A 19806-nucleotide genomic window follows, 5' to 3' on the forward strand; every position below is an offset into this window, starting at 1 on the left:
TTTTGGGTCGTTTTTTGTTATTAGGAGGTGAAATGTTAATTTTTTTACAAAGAATAGAAAGCGGGATTTAAATGAGAAATGCAAAGATTTTTTTTCTGATTCCTATTTTATTTTTTTTATTTTTACTTTTTATTCAAGAGCATCATGCTCACGCAAGTACTGGTGATGAAGATATATATAATGTTTCATCAACGGTTAAGAATAATTGGAATAACCTAATGGGATCAAAAGATTTCACTATGACTAGTGGAAGAAAAATAGTTTACGATGTATATTCAGACAAGTTTGTTACAAATGGTTATCAAGTTATAACAAAAAATTTTGGGAAAGGTAGTCAAAAATATATTAGATTTTCGGGTTGGTCAGTATTATTTGGACATCGTGAACATACCTCTTCTAACCAAGATACGTATATAGTTGCTAGAAAATCATCTGGTGATAGTGGTATCGGCACAGTAAAAATTTATAAAACAGTTCAAGGAAGTTTAGATGCAACCGAGGATCTAGAATATAATAATCAAGGGGCTGGCATATGGAACCAATGTCCATCGAGTGCAACAAATAGATGGAACGATGATTGCAATATGAAATATCAAGATGTAAGTTTTAATGCTTATTTACCCTTAGAAGAGCTTTTCAATAGAAAAGAAAAAGCTAATTGGGATTTATTTATCGTTAAAAAAGTACAAAATCAAATTGTGTATACGCCACTTATTCTTCCTTTCGAATTTAGTAATAAAGCATATGAGGGAGGAAAGTTATCGCTTTCAAGTGGTACCAATACTAATACCTTAGAAATGAATGCAGAAGGTGTATTACGAAGGAAAACCCCTAGAGAAAGTGCACCCTCTGTCATTGATGAATTAGGTAATAACAGATACTTCACTCAAGGGAAAACTTATACAAAAGTCGATTTTGAAGAATCTCAAACAGCTGTTTGGTATGGAGTTAGAAGTCCACATGATAGTAATAAAACCAAATGGGCAAATACCGCATATTTTACTTTTAAAGGAGATCAAGCTAAATTATCATTTCAACCAAATAGACCTCCTATTGCAAAATGGGAATGGGATCCTTCCAATAACGTCTATAATGATACAACTGTCAAAATGATAAACAATTCTTCTGATCCCGATGGCGACCCTTTAACTTACAAATGGTACAGGAAACCATATGGATCAGCTGATAGTAATTATGTTCAAATATCAACTGCTAAAACGCCATCTAGCTTTAAGATTGCAAAAGGAAAGTATACCTTTAAATTAGTAGTTTCTGATGGAAAAGAAGAGGCAGAAGCTGGACATGCTTTATATGTAAATAACCGGCCTCCTGTTGCAAAATGGGAATGGGATCCTTCCAATACTATTTATAATGATACACCAATCAAGATGGTTAATAGTTCTTCAGATCCTGACGGAGATTCTTTAACATATCGCTGGGAAAGAAAACCATATGGCAGCGCAGATAGTAATTATGTGACTGTGTCTACTGCAAAAACGCCGTCAAGTTTCACTATAGGAAAGGGAGACTATACCTTTAAACTCACTGTTTCTGATGGAGAAGATGAAAGTGTTGTCGGTCATGCCTTATATGTTATTAATAGACCTCCAATAGCTGATTTCACTTGGAATCCTGGTACCATTTACAATGATACTTCTGTTTCTTTCAGTAATAAATCTTCAGATGTAGACGGTGACTCATTAACGTATAAGTGGGAAACTCAAAAGCCTAACGAGACTACCTGGAGTACATTTTCTACTTCTAAAGACCCTCCTTATACTTTGAATAAAAAGGGGGTTTGGAAAGTTCGTTTAACTGTCTCAGATGGAGAGGCAAGCCATAATGTAACTAAAAATATTACTGTACAGAATAGAGCACCAGCTGCCGATTTTTCTTGGAGTCCTAGTACCATTTACAATGATACTTCTGTTTCCTTCAGTAATAAATCTTCAGATGCTGACGGTGACTCTCTAACGTATAAGTGGGAAACTCAAAAGCCTGATGACACTAATTGGAGTACGATTTCGACTTCTAAAAATCCCTCTTATACCCTAAATAAAAAGGGGATTTGGAAAGTACGTCTAACTGTTTCCGATGGGGAAGCTAGCAATAATGTGACTAAAAATATTAGTGTAAAAAACAGAGCGCCGAATGCTGATTTCACCTGGAGTCCTAGTACCATTTATAATGATACTTCTGTTTCCTTCAGTAATAAATCTTCAGATGTTGACGGTGACTCTCTAACGTATAAGTGGGAAACTCAGAAACCTAATGAGACTACTTGGAGTAGTATTTCGACTTCAAAAGAACCTTCTTATACTCTAAATAAAAAGGGGGTTTGGAAAGTTCGTTTAACTGTCTCAGATGGGGAAGCTAGTCACAACGTAACTAAAAATGTTACTGTGCAGAATAGAACTCCGGTTGCTGACTTTATATGGAATCCTAGTACCATCTATAATGATACGTCCGTTTCTTTTACTAATAAGTCTACCGATGCTGATAAAGATTCTTTAACGTATAAGTGGGAAACTCAAAAGCCAAATGAGTCTACTTGGAGTACCATCTCTTCTTCTAAGGACCCTTCTTACACTTTAAATAAGAAAGGGGTTTGGAAAGTTCGATTAACGGTTTCAGACGGAGAAGCTAGTCATAATGTGACTAAAAACATTACTGTTCAAAACAGGATACCTGTAGCAGATTTCACTTGGAGTCCTAGTACTATCTATAATGATACGTCCGTTTCTTTTACTAATAAATCTACGGATGCTGATAAAGATTCTCTAACGTTTAAATGGGAAGCTCAGAAGCCAAATGAATCTACCTGGAGTACTATTTCTACTTCTAAGGACCCTTCTTACACTTTAAATGAGAAAGGGGTTTGGAAAGTCCGATTAACAGTTTCAGACGGAGAAGCTAGTCATAATGTGATTAAAAACATTACTGTTCAAAACAGGATACCTGTAGCAGATTTTACTTGGAGTCCTAGTTCTATCTATAATGATACGTCCGTTTCTTTTACTAATAAGTCTACGGATGCTGATAAAGATTCTCTAACGTTTAAATGGGAAGCTCAGAAGCCAAATGAATCTACCTGGAGTACTATTTCTACTTCTAAGGACCCTTCTTACACTTTAAATAAGAAAGGGGTTTGGAAAGTCCGATTAACGGTTTCAGACGGAGAAGCTAGTCACAACGTGACTAAAAATGTTACTGTTAAAAATCGAGCACCTGTTGCGGATTTTACTTGGAACCCAACAACCATTTATAATGATACCACTGTCTCTTTCACTAACAAGTCATTTGATACAGACGGTGATCCATTAACAAATATATGGGAATATCAGGAACCAAATAAAACGACTTGGACCAAATTCTCGACTGAAAAAAATCCTAAAAATATTTTCACTAAGGTGGGAGATTATAAAATAAAATTAACTGTTACAGATGATGATGGAGCTACAGGTACAAAAGAGAAAACTCTAAAGATTACCAATAGACCACCACAAGTTACTCTTACATATACACCAAAGGATGTATATGAAGGTGATACCGTAAATGTTTGTATAAAAGTAATTGATTTAGATAAACAACCAATGGCAGTTAAATTATTTTTAAAAAAGGATTATGGGAATAAACAAACCGTTTTAACAAAATCAAATATTAACTCTGGTGAAGAGGTTTGTTATGTTTTTGTTCCGGACGTAGGGAAATATGATTTTACTACCGAAGTGGATGATGGCCATGATAAAACGACTGTAGATATATCCTTTTATGCTAAACCACTAATCATAAAAGGACATGTAAATCATACAGCCGATTGGAAGAAAAAGCATGAGAAACTTGGAAATACACTAGATAAATTTTTTAGTGGTGAAAAGTTTTTACTTGAAGCAGATACTTCACCTTATGAAACTATTTATGTAAAGAGTACTTTATCCGCGGTTCAAATGGATAACAAAAATACTACCTCTCCTGTTGATTTAAATAAAGAAACTAATATATTGTATAATGGTTCGCTTTATGAAGAAAAACATCAGTACTATCCAACTATGTTGAAAGTAGGAGAAGCTAAATTTGAATTTGAAGTAAAGTATAAGAATGGAGTAATTAAAAAGGATACCGTTAAAATAAATATAATTGATGACGCATTTAACTCATCTAAATATCATCGCAAATTTTAATTAATGTGGTCAATTATAGTATGGCATGTCATAATACCAGTATTAACAAACTATTGTTAATACTGGTTTTTTTATTTATATTGGTGCTTACGAATAATAATGTCCCTTTAAAAAACTATATAGTTGTTTAATAAACAATAAAGTTATTTAAAAATGAATAGTATTCATCGTAATCTTGCCAGCTCTTCTAGAACTAAACCAGCTAATAGTTTGTCAATAAATATATTTTAAATTTATAATTACTAAATGCTATACTAAAAATGCACAACTCAAATAACCCTCCTGATTCAATTTGGAAGGTTTTAGTTGTATAGGAAAATGTTGTTACTAAATAGTTTCTTGGAATGGTGTTTTCGTTTTTAACATCGCATAAATCCAGTGTAAAAGCTTATTAGCACATGCAATAATGGCTACTTTATAAGGCTTACCTTCTTCACGTTTTAAATCGTAGAAGGCACGTAATCGCATATTTCGTGCAATGGTTTCTTCAGTTGTTTTCTTTTTACGACTATCTCGAATGGAACACCGAACTGCTGTAAAAAGCATGTGGCGAAGCCTTGCAGAGCCTCGTTTAGTAATATGATTCTTCGTGCCTTTAAAGCGACCTGATTCAAATACACTAGGATCAAGTCCTGCAAAGGCAACTAACTTTTTGGGATGACTAAACCGATCAATTTCCCCGATTTCAGAAATAATCGTTGCAGCGATTTTTTCGCCTACACCGGGAATTGTTTGGAGTAGTTCATATTCTTCGAGCTGTACTGCTAACTGATCAATCTCACGCTCCAACGTAGAAAGCTGTTGGTGGTACACTTGAAGTAAATCAATATACATATTCAGACTGACAAGAAGGCTTTGATAACGCGTTGACTGAAATGGGTTGCGTTCTGCAGCTGCGATTAATCCCTCTGCTTTTTCAAGCGCCCAATTAAACGATCTTGCTTTACAATGCCTATCAATAAATTGTGCAATTTCCTCCACACAAGTTTTTAAGACAGTCTCCGAGGTAGGGAAAGTTTGTAAAGTTCTTAATGAAACCTCGGCATACAGATCGCCAAAAACGCCTTTATACTCTGGAAATACTTGATCTAATACAGATTGAAATTGAAGCTTTGTTTGAACCATAATTCCCGTCATATTTTCATGTTGTCTTGTCAGATGCCGAAGGTTTAATAACTGAACACCACGCTTTTTCTGCGGCTCTAAATCCTCTTTGTAATACAGTTCGCCTAAGTGATAAGCATCAATGGCATCTGTTTTAGTTTTTCTTAAACTAGAACTTTTTGCTCGGTAAGATACCAATGGATTTACGATAATGACAATGTACTCTCTTGCTTCTAAAAACTGTACAACTGGGGCATGATAGTGACCCGTTGATTCCAAGACAACTGGTGGTTTCATCCCTGTTTGATGCTCTAAATCTAGTAAATAAGAGTATAACTCTTTTAAACCATCCACCGTATGTTCAACTTTCACACTATTTTTATAGGGCATTTTTTTATCCAAGAACATTTGAACCTGACTTTCACCTTTAGCGACATCCAGACCAACAACTGGATTCATAAATTATCTCCTCCTAGTGTAGTGGATTGACCGGTAACCTCTATCTAGCTTGTCATTCATATCTTCGCTTGTTATACGGGATCATCATGTCCCAACCAGCCTAATCATGTGTTAACAAGTAGAGGGGAACAGTTTAGTTGTCGGGATCAAGTCCCACGGGTGCGTCCGTTCTTCCCCGGCTACTATCAATCTATAAATTGAATAAAAAATAGTCAACCAGAATTCTCTGGCTGACCTTATAATACGAACGGGGAGGTTAGTGAACAGGAAGATAATTTTAAGTTTATTAGTATGGATAAATTAGGAAGTTAAATATTTAAGTGGTATTGAACCTGTATTAAAAACGCACCTATCTTCTAAATACCGCTTCCTAAATGGTTCGGTAAAATGATAGATGTTTTTTTGTAAATAGCAATAATCGTTCTGTTTCGACATATATTTTAATAAAGGTGTAACAAGAAGACTCCTTAAGTGATTGGTAGTGCTTTCTATACTATACTGATTGGAGAGGACTTGATATAGGAGGTCAAAAAGATGGAGAAGTATTGTATGTATTTAAAGAAAACAGAGCCGGTAGTAACATTTAAGTCTGGTGAACACATTTTCCCAGCTGGTATCGGGGGTATTCAGAAACTTCCTATGGAATATGTAAGCCATACTGCTAACAATGCGTTTTCCGCCATGGAAGGTCAAGTTATGAAGAAGTCCCTTTTAGCACTACCCAGACAATTTGTAGGGCCAGGTAAGAGAGGGAACATAACTAATCCTAAGAAAGCGACACAAGGCGCAGTTAGCTTAATGAGTGGCGTAATTAATCCAGATACAGTTGAATTTGGATATATAAGTTTAGGAAGACCATATAGTATTTCTCAAATCAAAATAAATATAAATGGTAGCTGTCAGTTTATTTCAGACAAGTCTTTCGGTGATGTTGGTCAACAGACCACAGACTTTACTAAGAACTTGGGTAATTATAACGGCAGGTATACATTGCACGAGGATGAGCGATTTAGTCAGGATGAGTTTCTTCTAGGGGTTCATGAAGGTAAATGGTATGTAGGTCTAAGCAATAAAGACCTTGAATTGGAAGTTGCTAATTTTGTAAAGAAATTAGTTGAACAAAAACCATTCGAGAAGCAAATCCCGGATTATGGAACGGTGCAGCAAAGAGTACACCAAACACTTGAGTTTGATGATAGGTATTTCAGGGTCTGTGCCAAAACAATCTTCAATTACCTTGCCTTTGTAAAAGGTCGAGATTTCGTATTACAGGTTTGCTTCGATCCTATACGAGATTGGATTGTAAATGGCGGCGAAAACACATTTGCCACACTGTCCGGAAAAGAGATGGATTTCTCTGCAATTTCATTTCCTGATCAAGCACATAAACTGTTAATCATTCAGAAAGGGAAAATTTTATTTGGTCATATAAGTTTTTACGGTAATGGGTTCGAAACCGTAGTGAAACTAAGTGATAACTTTGAGGGTTTGTTCAATTTAGAGGGTTTTATCTGTGACTGGCAAAACAGGCAAGAGTATAAACTCCTTGATTATCTTAATTCAAGAGTTGAACGGTAACAGGTTGAAGCTGCCTGGACAGCATTCCGATGATAAAAATAAATTTGTGAAGTAATGTACTTAAACAAAACCAGCTAATAGTTTGTCAATAAATATATTTTAAATTTATAATTACTAAATGCTATACTAAAAATGCACAACTCAAATAACCCTCCTGATTCAATTTGGAAGGTTTTAGTTGTATAGGAAAATGTTGTTACTAAATAGTTTCTTGGAATGGTGTTTTCGTTTTTAACATCGCATAAATCCAGTGTAAAAGCTTATTAGCACATGCAATAATGGCTACTTTATAAGGCTTACCTTCTTCACGTTTTAAATCGTAGAAGGCACGTAATCGCATATTTCGTGCAATGGTTTCTTCAGTTGTTTTCTTTTTACGACTATCTCGAATGGAACACCGAACTGCTGTAAAAAGCATGTGGCGAAGCCTTGCAGAGCCTCGTTTAGTAATATGATTCTTCGTGCCTTTAAAGCGACCTGATTCAAATACACTAGGATCAAGTCCTGCAAAGGCAACTAACTTTTTGGGATGACTAAACCGATCAATTTCCCCGATTTCAGAAATAATCGTTGCAGCGATTTTTTCGCCTACACCGGGAATTGTTTGGAGTAGTTCATATTCTTCGAGCTGTACTGCTAACTGATCAATCTCACGCTCCAACGTAGAAAGCTGTTGGTGGTACACTTGAAGTAAATCAATATACATATTCAGACTGACAAGAAGGCTTTGATAACGCGTTGACTGAAATGGGTTGCGTTCTGCAGCTGCGATTAATCCCTCTGCTTTTTCAAGCGCCCAATTAAACGATCTTGCTTTACAATGCCTATCAATAAATTGTGCAATTTCCTCCACACAAGTTTTTAAGACAGTCTCCGAGGTAGGGAAAGTTTGTAAAGTTCTTAATGAAACCTCGGCATACAGATCGCCAAAAACGCCTTTATACTCTGGAAATACTTGATCTAATACAGATTGAAATTGAAGCTTTGTTTGAACCATAATTCCCGTCATATTTTCATGTTGTCTTGTCAGATGCCGAAGGTTTAATAACTGAACACCACGCTTTTTCTGCGGCTCTAAATCCTCTTTGTAATACAGTTCGCCTAAGTGATAAGCATCAATGGCATCTGTTTTAGTTTTTCTTAAACTAGAACTTTTTGCTCGGTAAGATACCAATGGATTTACGATAATGACAATGTACTCTCTTGCTTCTAAAAACTGTACAACTGGGGCATGATAGTGACCCGTTGATTCCAAGACAACTGGTGGTTTCATCCCTGTTTGATGCTCTAAATCTAGTAAATGGGGTACTGCCGACAAAACGCGGATATTATACGCTAAGACATTTTTTGGATATGAAAACCCTAATTTTTCTACGCTAAGCAGAAAAATTAGGGTTTTTTTATATCCTAAGTGGACTTAGGGAATGTATTGAGTTCAAAATCTCAGGTATAAATGAATATTCTCCTAGAAAGTTTATATGTTCCCATCCTAATGGTGATATGTGCGGGAGCAATTCCTCTTGATACTTTCCTGTATTTTTAAAATGTTCAATTGCTTGTGATAGATACACGGTATTCCAAATACTAATAGCATTAATAATTAAGTTTAAGGCGCTGGCACGCTGTAATTGATCTTGTAATGCTCTTTCTCTAAGTTCCCCATGTTTCCCAAAGAAAATAGCTCGTGCCAATGCATTCATAGCTTCTCCTTTATTTAATCCACGTTGAATTCGCCGACGCAATGTTTCGCTAGAAATATAATCTAATATAAACAAGGTTTTATCTATGCGACCCATCTCTCTTAAAGTTGTCGCAAGGCTATTTTGACGAGAATAAGAACCTAATTTCCCCATAATGAGAGAAGCAGAGACCGTTCCTTTACGAATGGAATGTGCCAACCTTAATACATCATCATAATTTTCCTGAATGATCTTGGTGTTAATTCTTCCACGAAGCAACTTCTCCATTTCTGGATATTGGTCTGGCTTTTCAAATGAATAAAGTTTTGAATCTGCAAGGTCTCGTAGTCTTGGGGCAAATCGAAATCCTAACAAATTAGTTAATCCGAATACTTGATCCGTATAACCAGCCGTATCTGTATAATGTTCTTCAATATGCAAGTCGGTTTCATGATGCAATAAACCATCTATAACATGAACAGCGTCTCTTGCGTTTGTATTAATCACTTTCGTATAGAAGCTAGAAAATTGGTCACTAACAAACCGATAAATGGTTGTTCCTTTCCCTGTGCCGTAATGTGGATTTGCATCAGCGTGTAAGGATGAAACTCCTACTTGAACACGCATTCCATCTGAAGAAGAAGTTGTACCATCGCCCCAGTACGACGACAAGTTTAACTGGTGTTGAAAATTCACCATAACGGCTTGTGCTTTATTCATAGCATCTTCATATAAACGCCACTGTGAGGCTGTGGACATTTGCCGGTAAGAAACCCCTTGTGTCGCTTCTGCCATCTTAGTAAGACCGATGTTTGTTCCCATAGCCATAATCGCTGCCATGATCGCAGGCTTTTCTTCTTCTTTCGGTGGATTCAGCGTAGAAGCATGGAGGAACTGCTTTTCGAATCCCGTCCAACTTGCTACTTCCATAAGCAAATCTGTCAACTTCACACGAGGTATCAGTTGATATAGAGATAAACTATATTCTCGTGCTGTTTCTGGAACGTTTTTCTCCAAACGATGGAGATGCAGCCGTCCGTCTTCAAAATTAACCCCATCTAATTCTGTGATATTCGCTTTAATCCATTCAAGCCGATCATGTAATGCATCTATTTTCAATTTTAAGTATTCATCAACAGAAGGTGGTGCGGTAAGTCCATTAAGGTGCTTGTTTTGCTCCCATGCTTCTTTTGTCACTAAATAATTATCAAAATCTTGATGCTGACGACTTCCTTTAATAGAAACGTTACCTGAGCGTACAAGATTTCTTAACTCGGTAAGAACAGACATCTCATAATATTGGCGATTTATATTACCATCATCATCATAAACGTGCTTTTGCCAGCGATTCGAGATAAAGTCCAAAGGAGCTCCTTCTGGAATTTTTCGTTTATTATTTTTGTTCATCTCTTTAATGGTCTCAATAGCTTGAAGCAATGGCTCTCCTGATTTTGTAGAAGTGAATTCTAGGGCTTCTAACAATGTTGGAGTATATTTACGTAAGTAGTTAAAGCGAAATTTTAGTAAGTCTAAGTAATCGTAATCCATAGGGCGTGATAATTGCTTCGCCTCTTCTATTGAGTTTACGAAGTCCTCCCAAGGCATAATAGCTTCTAAGGCTTCAAATGGGTCCTTCCCTTGTTCTTTTGCTTGAATCAATGCTGTTCCCAAATCTGCAAAGTGAATAACCTTTTCATTAACTGATTTACCATTTAACCTCTGAATCTCTTCTTGAGCTTTACGTCCTTTTGATAACAATAGGCTAATTTGCCGATCATGTATCTCAAAGGCATGATCAGTAAGGTTTTGGCTAAGTTGTAGGAGGTGTAAAACTAAAAGCGCAAATTTCTTATTCTCTTTAAATCTACGGAATGAACGGGGTTCATATTTGGAACCCAATCGTGCTAGCTGTAAGACCCTATTTGGATGAATTTCTTTAATATCCACATTAAGTTGCAAAGTTCGTATGACTTGAAGACGTTTTATAACCTTTAAGAAGGCATCTGGAGAAGATTGACCGGGAACTTCTCGCAACCAAGCAAGGGGTGTCTTTGAATTGGTGGAACTTGCATCAAGTAAGTGATCTAACTTTTGTTTTTGAGATTCACTTAATGTAGAGATGATAGATTTAAAAATTCGTTCTTCTGCCCGTTGACGAGCTTCCCATACAATCCTTTCTATTGTTGTCAGTGCTGGCAAAATTACTTTTTGTCTTCGCAATTCTTCAATTGTTGAGCGAATCAAGTAGTCTGTATTTCCGTTCTCAAGAGCAAGTTTAAGAGTAAATTGTGCAATTATTCGATATGCCCCAAAGGATAAGTTTTGGTAGCCATAATGTTGCCGAAGTTCCTCTAGATGTTCATTTCGAGTTGCTACCCGTTTTGCATACTGGGTATATTCTTGAGGGGAGACATCAATTTGTTTTGCAATATAATCGAGTATTGGGCTGGGAATGTCTTTAATCTGAAATAAAGTCCAACCTGGATACCGAAGGACAGCGAGCTGTAAAGCAACCCCTAAGCGATTATGGTCTCTTCGGTGCTTATTAATAAATCCAAGATCTTCTGAGGTAAAAGTATAGTGCATTTCTATGTCATGCTCATTCATATCATCAGGAATAGACACAAACATATTTCGCTGATCGGAGGTTAACAGCTCTTTCCCTCTCATGTTATACCTCCTTGCCAGATTTTTCTTTTGTTCCTAAGTAACGATATAACGTTGTTGCTCCTATTCCTGTGGCTTCTTTAATTTGAGATAAGGAGTAGTCTTTACTTTCATACATCTTCATGGCAAGCATGATTTTTTTAGGTTCAACCTTCGGTCTACCTCCATTTCTTCCCCTAGCTCTAGCAGCTACCAGTCCATCTTTAGTTCGTTCACTAATGATGTCCCGTTCTAATTCGGCTATGCTGGCTAACATTCTGAAAAAGAATCGCCCCATAGCTGTTGTTGTGTCAATTTTATCTTGAATAGACACGAAATGAATTCCCTTAGCTTCAAACTGCTCCATGAGTTCAATTAAATGTTTGGTACTTCGACTGATACGATCTAATTTGTAGACAACTACTGTGTCGCCCTTACGCAGAACTTTAAGTAGCTCGTCCAATTGAGGCCGGTTTTTCCTCTTACCTGATTCTTTTTCTTCAAAAATCTGTTCCACTTCATAATGGTTCAAAGCATCCAGTTGTAATGACAATGACTGATCTTGCGTACTTACCCGTGCATATCCAAATTTCAACACAAATCCCCCCTTACTTAATACATTTACTATACCATAAAGGGTATTTAAATAGATATATTAGTAATTTGATTTTGGTTATATTTTTGGTTATGTGTTTTAAGTAGTTTTTGAATATTTTTAGATAATCTCTTTTCTACAACCAAAAACGGTCGTTTTTGGTATTTTTTTATATAGAGGAAATGGATATAGGAGATTGTGAAAAGGTGTACTTACACTAACGGGCAGCATTCCTGTAATGAAGAAATATGAGGTTTGAACATAAAAAAGCCCCTTGGTATGATATGAATGTCCAAAGCCTGGCGGCAAAAAGGACAACAAACACATATACCAGGAGGCTATTCAAATGAATTATAACCAAAATGAAAAGATTGCTCAAATTACTTCTCAAACATTAATTATAGGTGTTGATATTGCTAAATACAAGCATGTGGCAAGAGCCCAAGACTTTAGAGGTTTAGAATTTTCAGCACCTTTATACTTTGAAAATACAGATTCTAGTTTTAACTGTTTCTTAGAGTGGATAAAAAAGTTAATGAATCAAAACAATATGGAAAAAGTGATCGTAGGAATGGAGCCGACAGGTCACTATTGGCTGAATTTAGCTCACTTCCTTAAGGCGAAAAATATCAAGTTTGTAGTTGTAAATCCTTTGCATGTAAAGAAAAGTAAAGAGTTAGATGATAATTCTCCAACTAAAAATGATGTAAAGGATGCAAGAGTTATCGCACAGTTGGTCAAAGACGGGAGATATGCAGAACTTCGTGTGGCTAGAAAAATACGTGATCTTCTATCTGTTGATCTTCAAGCAGTTCAAGGGCAAGTCCATAATTGGATAGACCGCTATTTTCCAGAGTTTCTTACCGTCTTTTAAGGATTGGGAAGGTAAATCTGCTATACAATTACTAAAACTAAATTTATTGCCACATGAGTTAGTAGCTCTCTCCGAACAGGAGATACTAGTACATCTTCGAAAAGCTGTTAAACGTGCAGTGGGACTCAGTAAAATAAAAGAACTAAAGAAGATTGCAGTTGCTTCAATTGGTATTAGGGAAGGTTCTGATATGGCTAAGTTAGAGCTTCGCACGTTAATAGACAAATATGAACTAATAAAAGAAAAGTTCGAAGAACTGGAATCTAACATAGATAAACTTCTTGAACAAATTCCAGGTGTTGAACAAATGTTGGCTATTAAGGGAATAGGGAAAGACACGGTTGCAGGCTTTTTTTCAGAGGTAGGAGACCTAAGTTACTATTCCCACCCAAGGCAGATTATCAAACTAGCTGGGCTTAGTCTTAAGGAAAATACATCTGGTAAGCATAAAGGACAAACCTAAATTACCAAGAGAGGTAGGAAGACATTAAGAGCTCTCCTCTTTCGAGTTGCAATGCCTTTGGTCGCTAAAAATACCGCTTTTAAAGCATTACATGAGTATTTTACAAAGCGTCCAAATAATCCTTTGAAGAAGATGCAATCTCTAATTGAATTGCAATATGTAATAAGCTCATACGTATTTTATTTACCATCGGTAAAAAGCAGTGCGAATTTAGTGAAGAACGCATGTTATCGGACATTCCTCATATGGACGTATTACAGGTAGCAGCTTAATTTCTTTTCTTGATTGAAATTATTTAGTAGGTTAATTGTTTTAAACATTTGAAGCACGGATTAGTCAGTAAAACAACTAAAATACGGGCAAGGACCCTGTCGGGCAGCATGACTGACATCCACCTCATGGAAAGGTTGGACGAAGGAATTTTGGAGCGAAGACTCTGTGAGATATGGGAGGGTTGACCTCCATGAGAAATGTGGAGATCCACCAGTGCAATCATATTTTTACTCATCCACCAATGGTTGTAAGAAGGTGGTTGATGGGTTATAGCTCTTTTTTCTCTCAGAGTCCAAATATATCCTTTCAAGTGAGAATCCTCCAGCTATAAGGACATTTACCGACAGGTAAATAACTATGAAAATCTAAGAAAACAAGAGTAATCCGGCGTTTTCCCTTCTTTTATAGAGGGAGTTTAGTTGAATAGCGCTATTAATAAAAACAAATCCCAATCATCAAGATTGTTCACACAAATTCCTCGTTCCCACCTGAAATGGGGATATTTGTGTGGCTATTCAAAAATTCCGTAACTTAGCTGGTATGTACTTTTATTATAAAAATTATTTCAAACTGTTTATAAACAATAATATTGTATTCCTCTTCATCCTAAACTTCTACACTTCAACTTTTCCAGATTTCTGTATCTTAATTTTTTCTTCTAAGGACAATAGTTCGTATTCCCAATTTGCGTTCATTCACTTCCTTTTATTTTCTTAAACATTTAGAAGTTATATAAATTGTTCCAGTATCAATTTTCCCCCTGAATAATTATATAAAATTAAGTGCAAATTAAACATATAGGAAATGAAAGGAAAAATGTTATGGAACAAATAGTTTTAGATATTAAAAAAGCGTTAGGGGGTAATGATGACTTTTTTATAAAACGTGATTACCTTTTAAAAAAGGAAGTTTTGTTACTAGGACTATCTACTTTAGTAGATATGACAAAAACAAAAACAATTCTTCAAAAACAGTCAGAGGGTTTAATTTCTCAAGGGAAAACATCAGAATCTATATTTATTTTAATGGGTGAACTTTTTGAAGACGATACAAAAAAGGCTATTACATCAGTCCTTGAAGGTAAACTTATTATATATATAGAACATACAAAAAAGTTTATTATTTACGAACCTGTTCCTAAGGGGTTAAATCGTTCAATTGAAGTTCCATCAAATGAAAGTGTAATTCAAGGACCTTCAAACTCCTTCACAGAAGATATTGACACAAATATTGGACTCCTTCGTAAACAACTTACTTCAAATAAACTTCTTGTTCATTCCTTCACAACAGGGAAAAATCAGAAGACAAAAATTTCTTTACTATTTATTAATGGTCTAGTGGATAAAGAACTTGTTGAAAATATAAATAGTCTTATTGAAAAGAATAAGAGTATGGATATCAGTAACTTACAAAGCATGTCAAAAATGCTGGGGTTTTCATCTTGGGATACAGTTTCAAAATTTAATACGACAGAACTTCCTTTTCATGCATCACAATTTCTTAAAAAGGGAAGAGTTGTTATATTAGTTGATCAATTACCTTTTGCTTTAATACTGCCTAATCTCCTTTGGGATATGTTTATTGTTGAGAGTGATCGTAATTTTCCATTTCCCATTATGATAACTATCAGTTGCCTCCGAGTAATTGGTGCATTAATTGCTCTAATAAGTCCAGGAATGTATGTTGCTCTTGTTGCTGTAAATCCGGAAGCGTTACAGATAGAGCTTGCACTTTCTGTAGCTCAAAGTCGAGAAGGGGTTCCTTATCCAGCACTTGTTGAAGTTATAATCATGTTGGTTGTTCTAGAACTGATATTAGAAGCAAGCATAAGGCTTCCAAAATCAGTAGGTCCCACAATTACAATGGTTGGAGGAATTATATTAGGACAAGCAGTTGTAGAAGCTAAATTAGTCAGCAATCTCTTAATCATCATTCTTGCAGCAACAACAATTGCTAACTCAACCCTTGTGGGGGCTCAAAGCTCGCTTTCAATCAGATCATTTAAATATATTAATGTAATTCTTTCTTCACTATTTGGAGTTTTAGGATTAGTAGTAGGTCTAGTTTTTATTAGTTCTTATTTGGCAAGTTTAACTACCTTTGGCAAGTCCTATCTCTATTTAAATATAGGAAGGAAGGAACAATAGTGGTAAGAAGTCTACATGTTATGATAATGTATGTGCTTTGTCATCTGGGACTAATTTTTTTTATGTTTCCAGCTGATATTATTGCTAGTACAGAACAAGGCCATTGGTTCCCAATTCTAATAGGGATTATTGTACATTTTGTATGTTTGTTGACTTATATGAAAGGTCTCAGCTTTTTTCCAAAAAAGGATATTTTAAGTATATTTTCGAAAAGCAAAAAAAGGGTAACTTTTTTATTTTTTGCTCCCGTTTTACTTTATCTAATCATGGCCATTATTATAACGGTCAGAGCATACGCAGAAATCGTAACCTTGGTATTTTTATCCCATACCCCATTATGGACAATTATACTATTATTGTTGTCTGTTTCTGCATACATTTCATCTAAAGGTATCGAAGCCATTTTACGAACTGCATTTTTATTATTTATATTATTTTTTCCAATATTATTGTTTGTCTTAATCATGTCATTTCAGAATGTTGATTGGAGATATGCCATACCTTTTGACACAGACTTAGGATTCATTAGTAAGCCTGCTTACTTCGAGAGTTATTTTGCATTCGCCGGTGGGTTTCTCTTTCTTGGATTTGTACAACCATTTTTCTCTTATGAAAGAAAATATGTTATTTTGTCTGCGATATTTCTTATTCCTTTCTTTCTCTTTTCAGTATACATTCCAATTCTTACTTTGGGACAAGCGACTGCATCAAAAGCATTTCTTCCTTTTGTACTTATTGTGGATTCTATAAATATTGATTGGTTAATGTTTGATCGAGTTACAATGTTTTTTCTTTTAAGCCTTATTGCTTTTATTATTTTGTATCTCTCTCTCTTAATGTGGAAAGCAATTCGAATAATCAACTATTACATTCCTAAAAGTAGACCTAGCTACCTATTGTTCGGTTTGTCTGTAGCAATCTTTTTCGTTTGCTTTTGGATTCCAGACTGGAAGGATGTTGAAAATATCCTTTTTATGAATTCTCTTTTAAGGTCATACGTTATAATTGTTGTACCTCTTTCTATTTACTATATTGGAAGAAGATTAAAGAGGAAGGATACAAATGAAACTATCTAATAAAAAAGTCATTTATTTAATTTGTAGTCTTTTAACTATGTTGATATTGAGCGGTTGTTGGGATATTAAGGATATAAATCATCGTCTACTACCAGTGTCGATAGGTGTTAAGAAAGTTGACGACCAATATTTGGTGATCCTGAATATACCAGAGCCTATAGATGGTAGTATGGAAACGAAAATTGTATCTGCTAAAGCTGAAACGGTCTCAAAAGCAGTGGATACAATTAGTAGAAATATGGAGAGCGATGTGTATTTATTGCATGTAAAGCTAATCTTTATTGAGAAAGAAACTGCTGAGGATGGAATAAACGATATAATTGCAGGATTTATGCGTTCAAGAGACGTTTCCCCAAAAGCTTTAGTTGCAATATGTGATGAGGATCTTCAAGAATTTTTCAATAACATTAAAATTAATGCCGAAAAAAAAGGGCTCAGCACTTATAACTATTTCGAAAAAAATGCAGGCTGGAATCCTGACATTGCCCTTACAAGAGTTTGGGAGGTCTTCCGAGGCATACATTCTTATACACATGATGTGGCTATACCTTTGATTCGTTCGGGAAAAGATACGACTATGGATCAAATCGGTTCTGCCATATTAAAAAGAGGAAAAATGGTCGAGCAAATCAGTTCAAACGAAACCCTGCTGTACAATGTTTTTAAAGGGGAGAGTGGTAATGGAAAAATGGAAGTAATGGAACATGCTACAGTCATGCTACTGGGTTCTAAAACTGACAATATAGGAAGACTAGTGAATAATGATGCACATATGGAAAGTCTAATAAAAATGAGAGTTGTGATATTGGAAACAAAAGGAGAACCCAGTTTGAATTTAATTAAAGAGGAAATTAATACTCTAATCTCTGAGAGGTATAATAAATTATTTACAAAACTTCAAGAGAATGAGGCTGATGTATTCGGAATGGGTCAGTTTTTTAGAAATCAAATCCCTCGTGATGAATTAAAAAACTGGAGGTCAGATTACTTTAAAAACATGAAGATTAATATTAATGTTAAAATAGACATTCAAAATGAAGGTTATCTGAAAACAACTTAAAGAATTATATCTATATCCATTTTTGTAACTGGATTGGATTTTATGAATCAAATTTATGTTATCTCAGCAGTTATCTTGAATATAACAATTGAAAAAATAAATAGATAATAAAAAGCTGTTTTTCGATAAGAAAACCGGCTTTCTTTGTGAATTATGTGAAACAATGTACTTAAACAAAACCAGCTAATAGTTTGTCAATAAATATATTTTAAATTTATAATTACTAAATGCTATACTAAAAATGCACAACTCAAATAACCCTCCTGATTCAATTTGGAAGGTTTTAGTTGTATAGGAAAATGTTGTTACTAAATAGTTTCTTGGAATGGTGTTTTCGTTTTTAACATCGCATAAATCCAGTGTAAAAGCTTATTAGCACATGCAATAATGGCTACTTTATAAGGCTTACCTTCTTCACGTTTTAAATCGTAGAAGGCACGTAATCGCATATTTCGTGCAATGGTTTCTTCAGTTGTTTTCTTTTTACGACTATCTCGAATGGAACACCGAACTGCTGTAAAAAGCATGTGGCGAAGCCTTGCAGAGCCTCGTTTAGTAATATGATTCTTCGTGCCTTTAAAGCGACCTGATTCAAATACACTAGGATCAAGTCCTGCAAAGGCAACTAACTTTTTGGGATGACTAAACCGATCAATTTCCCCGATTTCAGAAATAATCGTTGCAGCGATTTTTTCGCCTACACCGGGAATTGTTTGGAGTAGTTCATATTCTTCGAGCTGTACTGCTAACTGATCAATCTCACGCTCCAACGTAGAAAGCTGTTGGTGGTACACTTGAAGTAAATCAATATACATATTCAGACTGACAAGAAGGCTTTGATAACGCGTTGACTGAAATGGGTTGCGTTCTGCAGCTGCGATTAATCCCTCTGCTTTTTCAAGCGCCCAATTAAACGATCTTGCTTTACAATGCCTATCAATAAATTGTGCAATTTCCTCCACACAAGTTTTTAAGACAGTCTCCGAGGTAGGGAAAGTTTGTAAAGTTCTTAATGAAACCTCGGCATACAGATCGCCAAAAACGCCTTTATACTCTGGAAATACTTGATCTAATACAGATTGAAATTGAAGCTTTGTTTGAACCATAATTCCCGTCATATTTTCATGTTGTCTTGTCAGATGCCGAAGGTTTAATAACTGAACACCACGCTTTTTCTGCGGCTCTAAATCCTCTTTGTAATACAGTTCGCCTAAGTGATAAGCATCAATGGCATCTGTTTTAGTTTTTCTTAAACTAGAACTTTTTGCTCGGTAAGATACCAATGGATTTACGATAATGACAATGTACTCTCTTGCTTCTAAAAACTGTACAACTGGGGCATGATAGTGACCCGTTGATTCCAAGACAACTGGTGGTTTCATCCCTGTTTGATGCTCTAAATCTAGTAAATAAGAGTATAACTCTTTTAAACCATCCACCGTATGTTCAACTTTCACACTATTTTTATAGGGCATTTTTTTATCCAAGAACATTTGAACCTGACTTTCACCTTTAGCGACATCCAGACCAACAACTGGATTCATAAATTATCTCCTCCTAGTGTAGTGGATTGACCGGTAACCTCTATCTAGCTTGTCATTCATATCTTCGCTTGTTATACGGGATCATCATGTCCCAACCAGCCTAATCATGTGTTAACAAGTAGAGGGG

The 19806-nt window shown here is 35.5% G+C and carries 10 protein-coding genes and 1 pseudogene; 6 read left to right on the forward strand and 5 right to left on the reverse strand.

The window, feature by feature from the left end:
* Nucleotides 1–71 precede the first annotated feature (71 nt).
* Complete coding sequence (locus NSQ92_RS25045) at nucleotides 72–4181, forward strand: PKD domain-containing protein (protein ID WP_341123847.1); 4110 nt, start codon at nucleotides 72–74, stop codon at nucleotides 4179–4181.
* Between the two features lie 327 nt (nucleotides 4182–4508).
* Here NSQ92_RS25045 and NSQ92_RS25050 read toward each other — a convergent pair whose 3' ends face one another.
* Nucleotides 4509–5744: an IS110 family transposase gene (locus tag NSQ92_RS25050; protein ID WP_095322885.1), complete on the reverse strand. Its 1236-nt coding sequence runs from the start codon at nucleotides 5742–5744 to the stop codon at nucleotides 4509–4511.
* 534 nt (nucleotides 5745–6278) lie between these two features.
* On the opposite strand from NSQ92_RS25050, the gene NSQ92_RS25055 reads away from it, so the two are divergent.
* Nucleotides 6279–7322, forward strand: coding sequence for a hypothetical protein (locus NSQ92_RS25055; protein WP_144545585.1), 1044 nt, complete (start codon nucleotides 6279–6281; stop codon nucleotides 7320–7322).
* A gap of 199 nt (nucleotides 7323–7521) precedes the next feature.
* On the opposite strand, the gene NSQ92_RS25060 is transcribed toward NSQ92_RS25055, so the two are convergent.
* The 3 genes from NSQ92_RS25060 to NSQ92_RS25070 are packed head-to-tail and all read right to left on the reverse strand — an operon-like array spanning nucleotide 7522 to nucleotide 12242.
* Nucleotides 7522–8712, reverse strand: coding sequence for an IS110 family transposase (locus tag NSQ92_RS25060; RefSeq protein ID WP_341123895.1), 1191 nt, complete (start codon nucleotides 8710–8712; stop codon nucleotides 7522–7524).
* Nucleotides 8713–8722: 10 nt separating this feature from the next.
* Nucleotides 8723–11671, reverse strand: coding sequence for a Tn3 family transposase (locus NSQ92_RS25065; protein ID WP_163187432.1), 2949 nt, complete (start codon nucleotides 11669–11671; stop codon nucleotides 8723–8725).
* 1 nt (nucleotide 11672) lies between these two features.
* Nucleotides 11673–12242 (reverse strand): recombinase family protein, encoded by a 570-nt coding sequence (locus tag NSQ92_RS25070; protein WP_000668444.1) that lies wholly within the window; start codon nucleotides 12240–12242, stop codon nucleotides 11673–11675.
* Between the two features lie 346 nt (nucleotides 12243–12588).
* Here NSQ92_RS25070 and NSQ92_RS25075 point away from each other — a divergent pair.
* The 4 genes and pseudogenes from NSQ92_RS25075 (at nucleotide 12589) to NSQ92_RS25090 (ending at nucleotide 18135) form a co-directional block, all read left to right on the forward strand.
* Nucleotides 12589–13851: pseudogene (locus NSQ92_RS25075) on the forward strand (IS110 family transposase).
* Between the two features lie 822 nt (nucleotides 13852–14673).
* Nucleotides 14674–15999: a spore germination protein gene (locus NSQ92_RS25080; RefSeq protein ID WP_163187434.1), complete on the forward strand. Its 1326-nt coding sequence runs from the start codon at nucleotides 14674–14676 to the stop codon at nucleotides 15997–15999.
* 62 nt (nucleotides 16000–16061) lie between these two features.
* Nucleotides 16062–17075 carry a GerAB/ArcD/ProY family transporter gene (locus NSQ92_RS25085; protein WP_286167769.1) on the forward strand — a complete coding sequence of 338 codons (1014 nt, stop codon included), beginning with the start codon at nucleotides 16062–16064 and terminating at the stop codon, nucleotides 17073–17075.
* A complete protein-coding gene (locus NSQ92_RS25090; protein WP_163187436.1) occupies nucleotides 17062–18135 on the forward strand; it encodes a Ger(x)C family spore germination protein in 1074 nt (357 codons plus the stop codon). Before NSQ92_RS25085 ends, NSQ92_RS25090 begins: the two co-directional genes overlap by 14 nt.
* A gap of 308 nt (nucleotides 18136–18443) precedes the next feature.
* Here NSQ92_RS25090 and NSQ92_RS25095 read toward each other — a convergent pair whose 3' ends face one another.
* Nucleotides 18444–19679, reverse strand: coding sequence for an IS110 family transposase (locus NSQ92_RS25095; RefSeq protein WP_095322885.1), 1236 nt, complete (start codon nucleotides 19677–19679; stop codon nucleotides 18444–18446).
* Nucleotides 19680–19806 lie beyond the last annotated feature (127 nt).

The sequence above is a fragment of the Niallia sp. FSL M8-0099 genome (assembly GCF_038006945.1).
GTDB classification, from domain to species: Bacteria; Bacillota; Bacilli; order Bacillales; family Cytobacillaceae; genus Niallia; species Niallia circulans.

What these genes read in the sequence shown, in the direction of transcription:
- NSQ92_RS25055 (WP_144545585.1), top strand. Translation starts at nt 6,279, where the DNA reads ATGGAGAAGTATTGTATGTATTTAAAGAAAACAGAGCCGGTAGTAACA.
- NSQ92_RS25065 (WP_163187432.1), bottom strand. Translation starts at nt 11,671, where the DNA reads ATGAGAGGGAAAGAGCTGTTAACCTCCGATCAGCGAAATATGTTTGTG.
- NSQ92_RS25045 (WP_341123847.1), top strand. Translation starts at nt 72, where the DNA reads ATGAGAAATGCAAAGATTTTTTTTCTGATTCCTATTTTATTTTTTTTA.
- NSQ92_RS25085 (WP_286167769.1), top strand. Translation starts at nt 16,062, where the DNA reads ATGTTTCCAGCTGATATTATTGCTAGTACAGAACAAGGCCATTGGTTC.
- NSQ92_RS25080 (WP_163187434.1), top strand. Translation starts at nt 14,674, where the DNA reads ATGGAACAAATAGTTTTAGATATTAAAAAAGCGTTAGGGGGTAATGAT.
- NSQ92_RS25095 (WP_095322885.1), bottom strand. Translation starts at nt 19,679, where the DNA reads ATGAATCCAGTTGTTGGTCTGGATGTCGCTAAAGGTGAAAGTCAGGTT.
- NSQ92_RS25090 (WP_163187436.1), top strand. Translation starts at nt 17,062, where the DNA reads ATGAAACTATCTAATAAAAAAGTCATTTATTTAATTTGTAGTCTTTTA.
- NSQ92_RS25050 (WP_095322885.1), bottom strand. Translation starts at nt 5,744, where the DNA reads ATGAATCCAGTTGTTGGTCTGGATGTCGCTAAAGGTGAAAGTCAGGTT.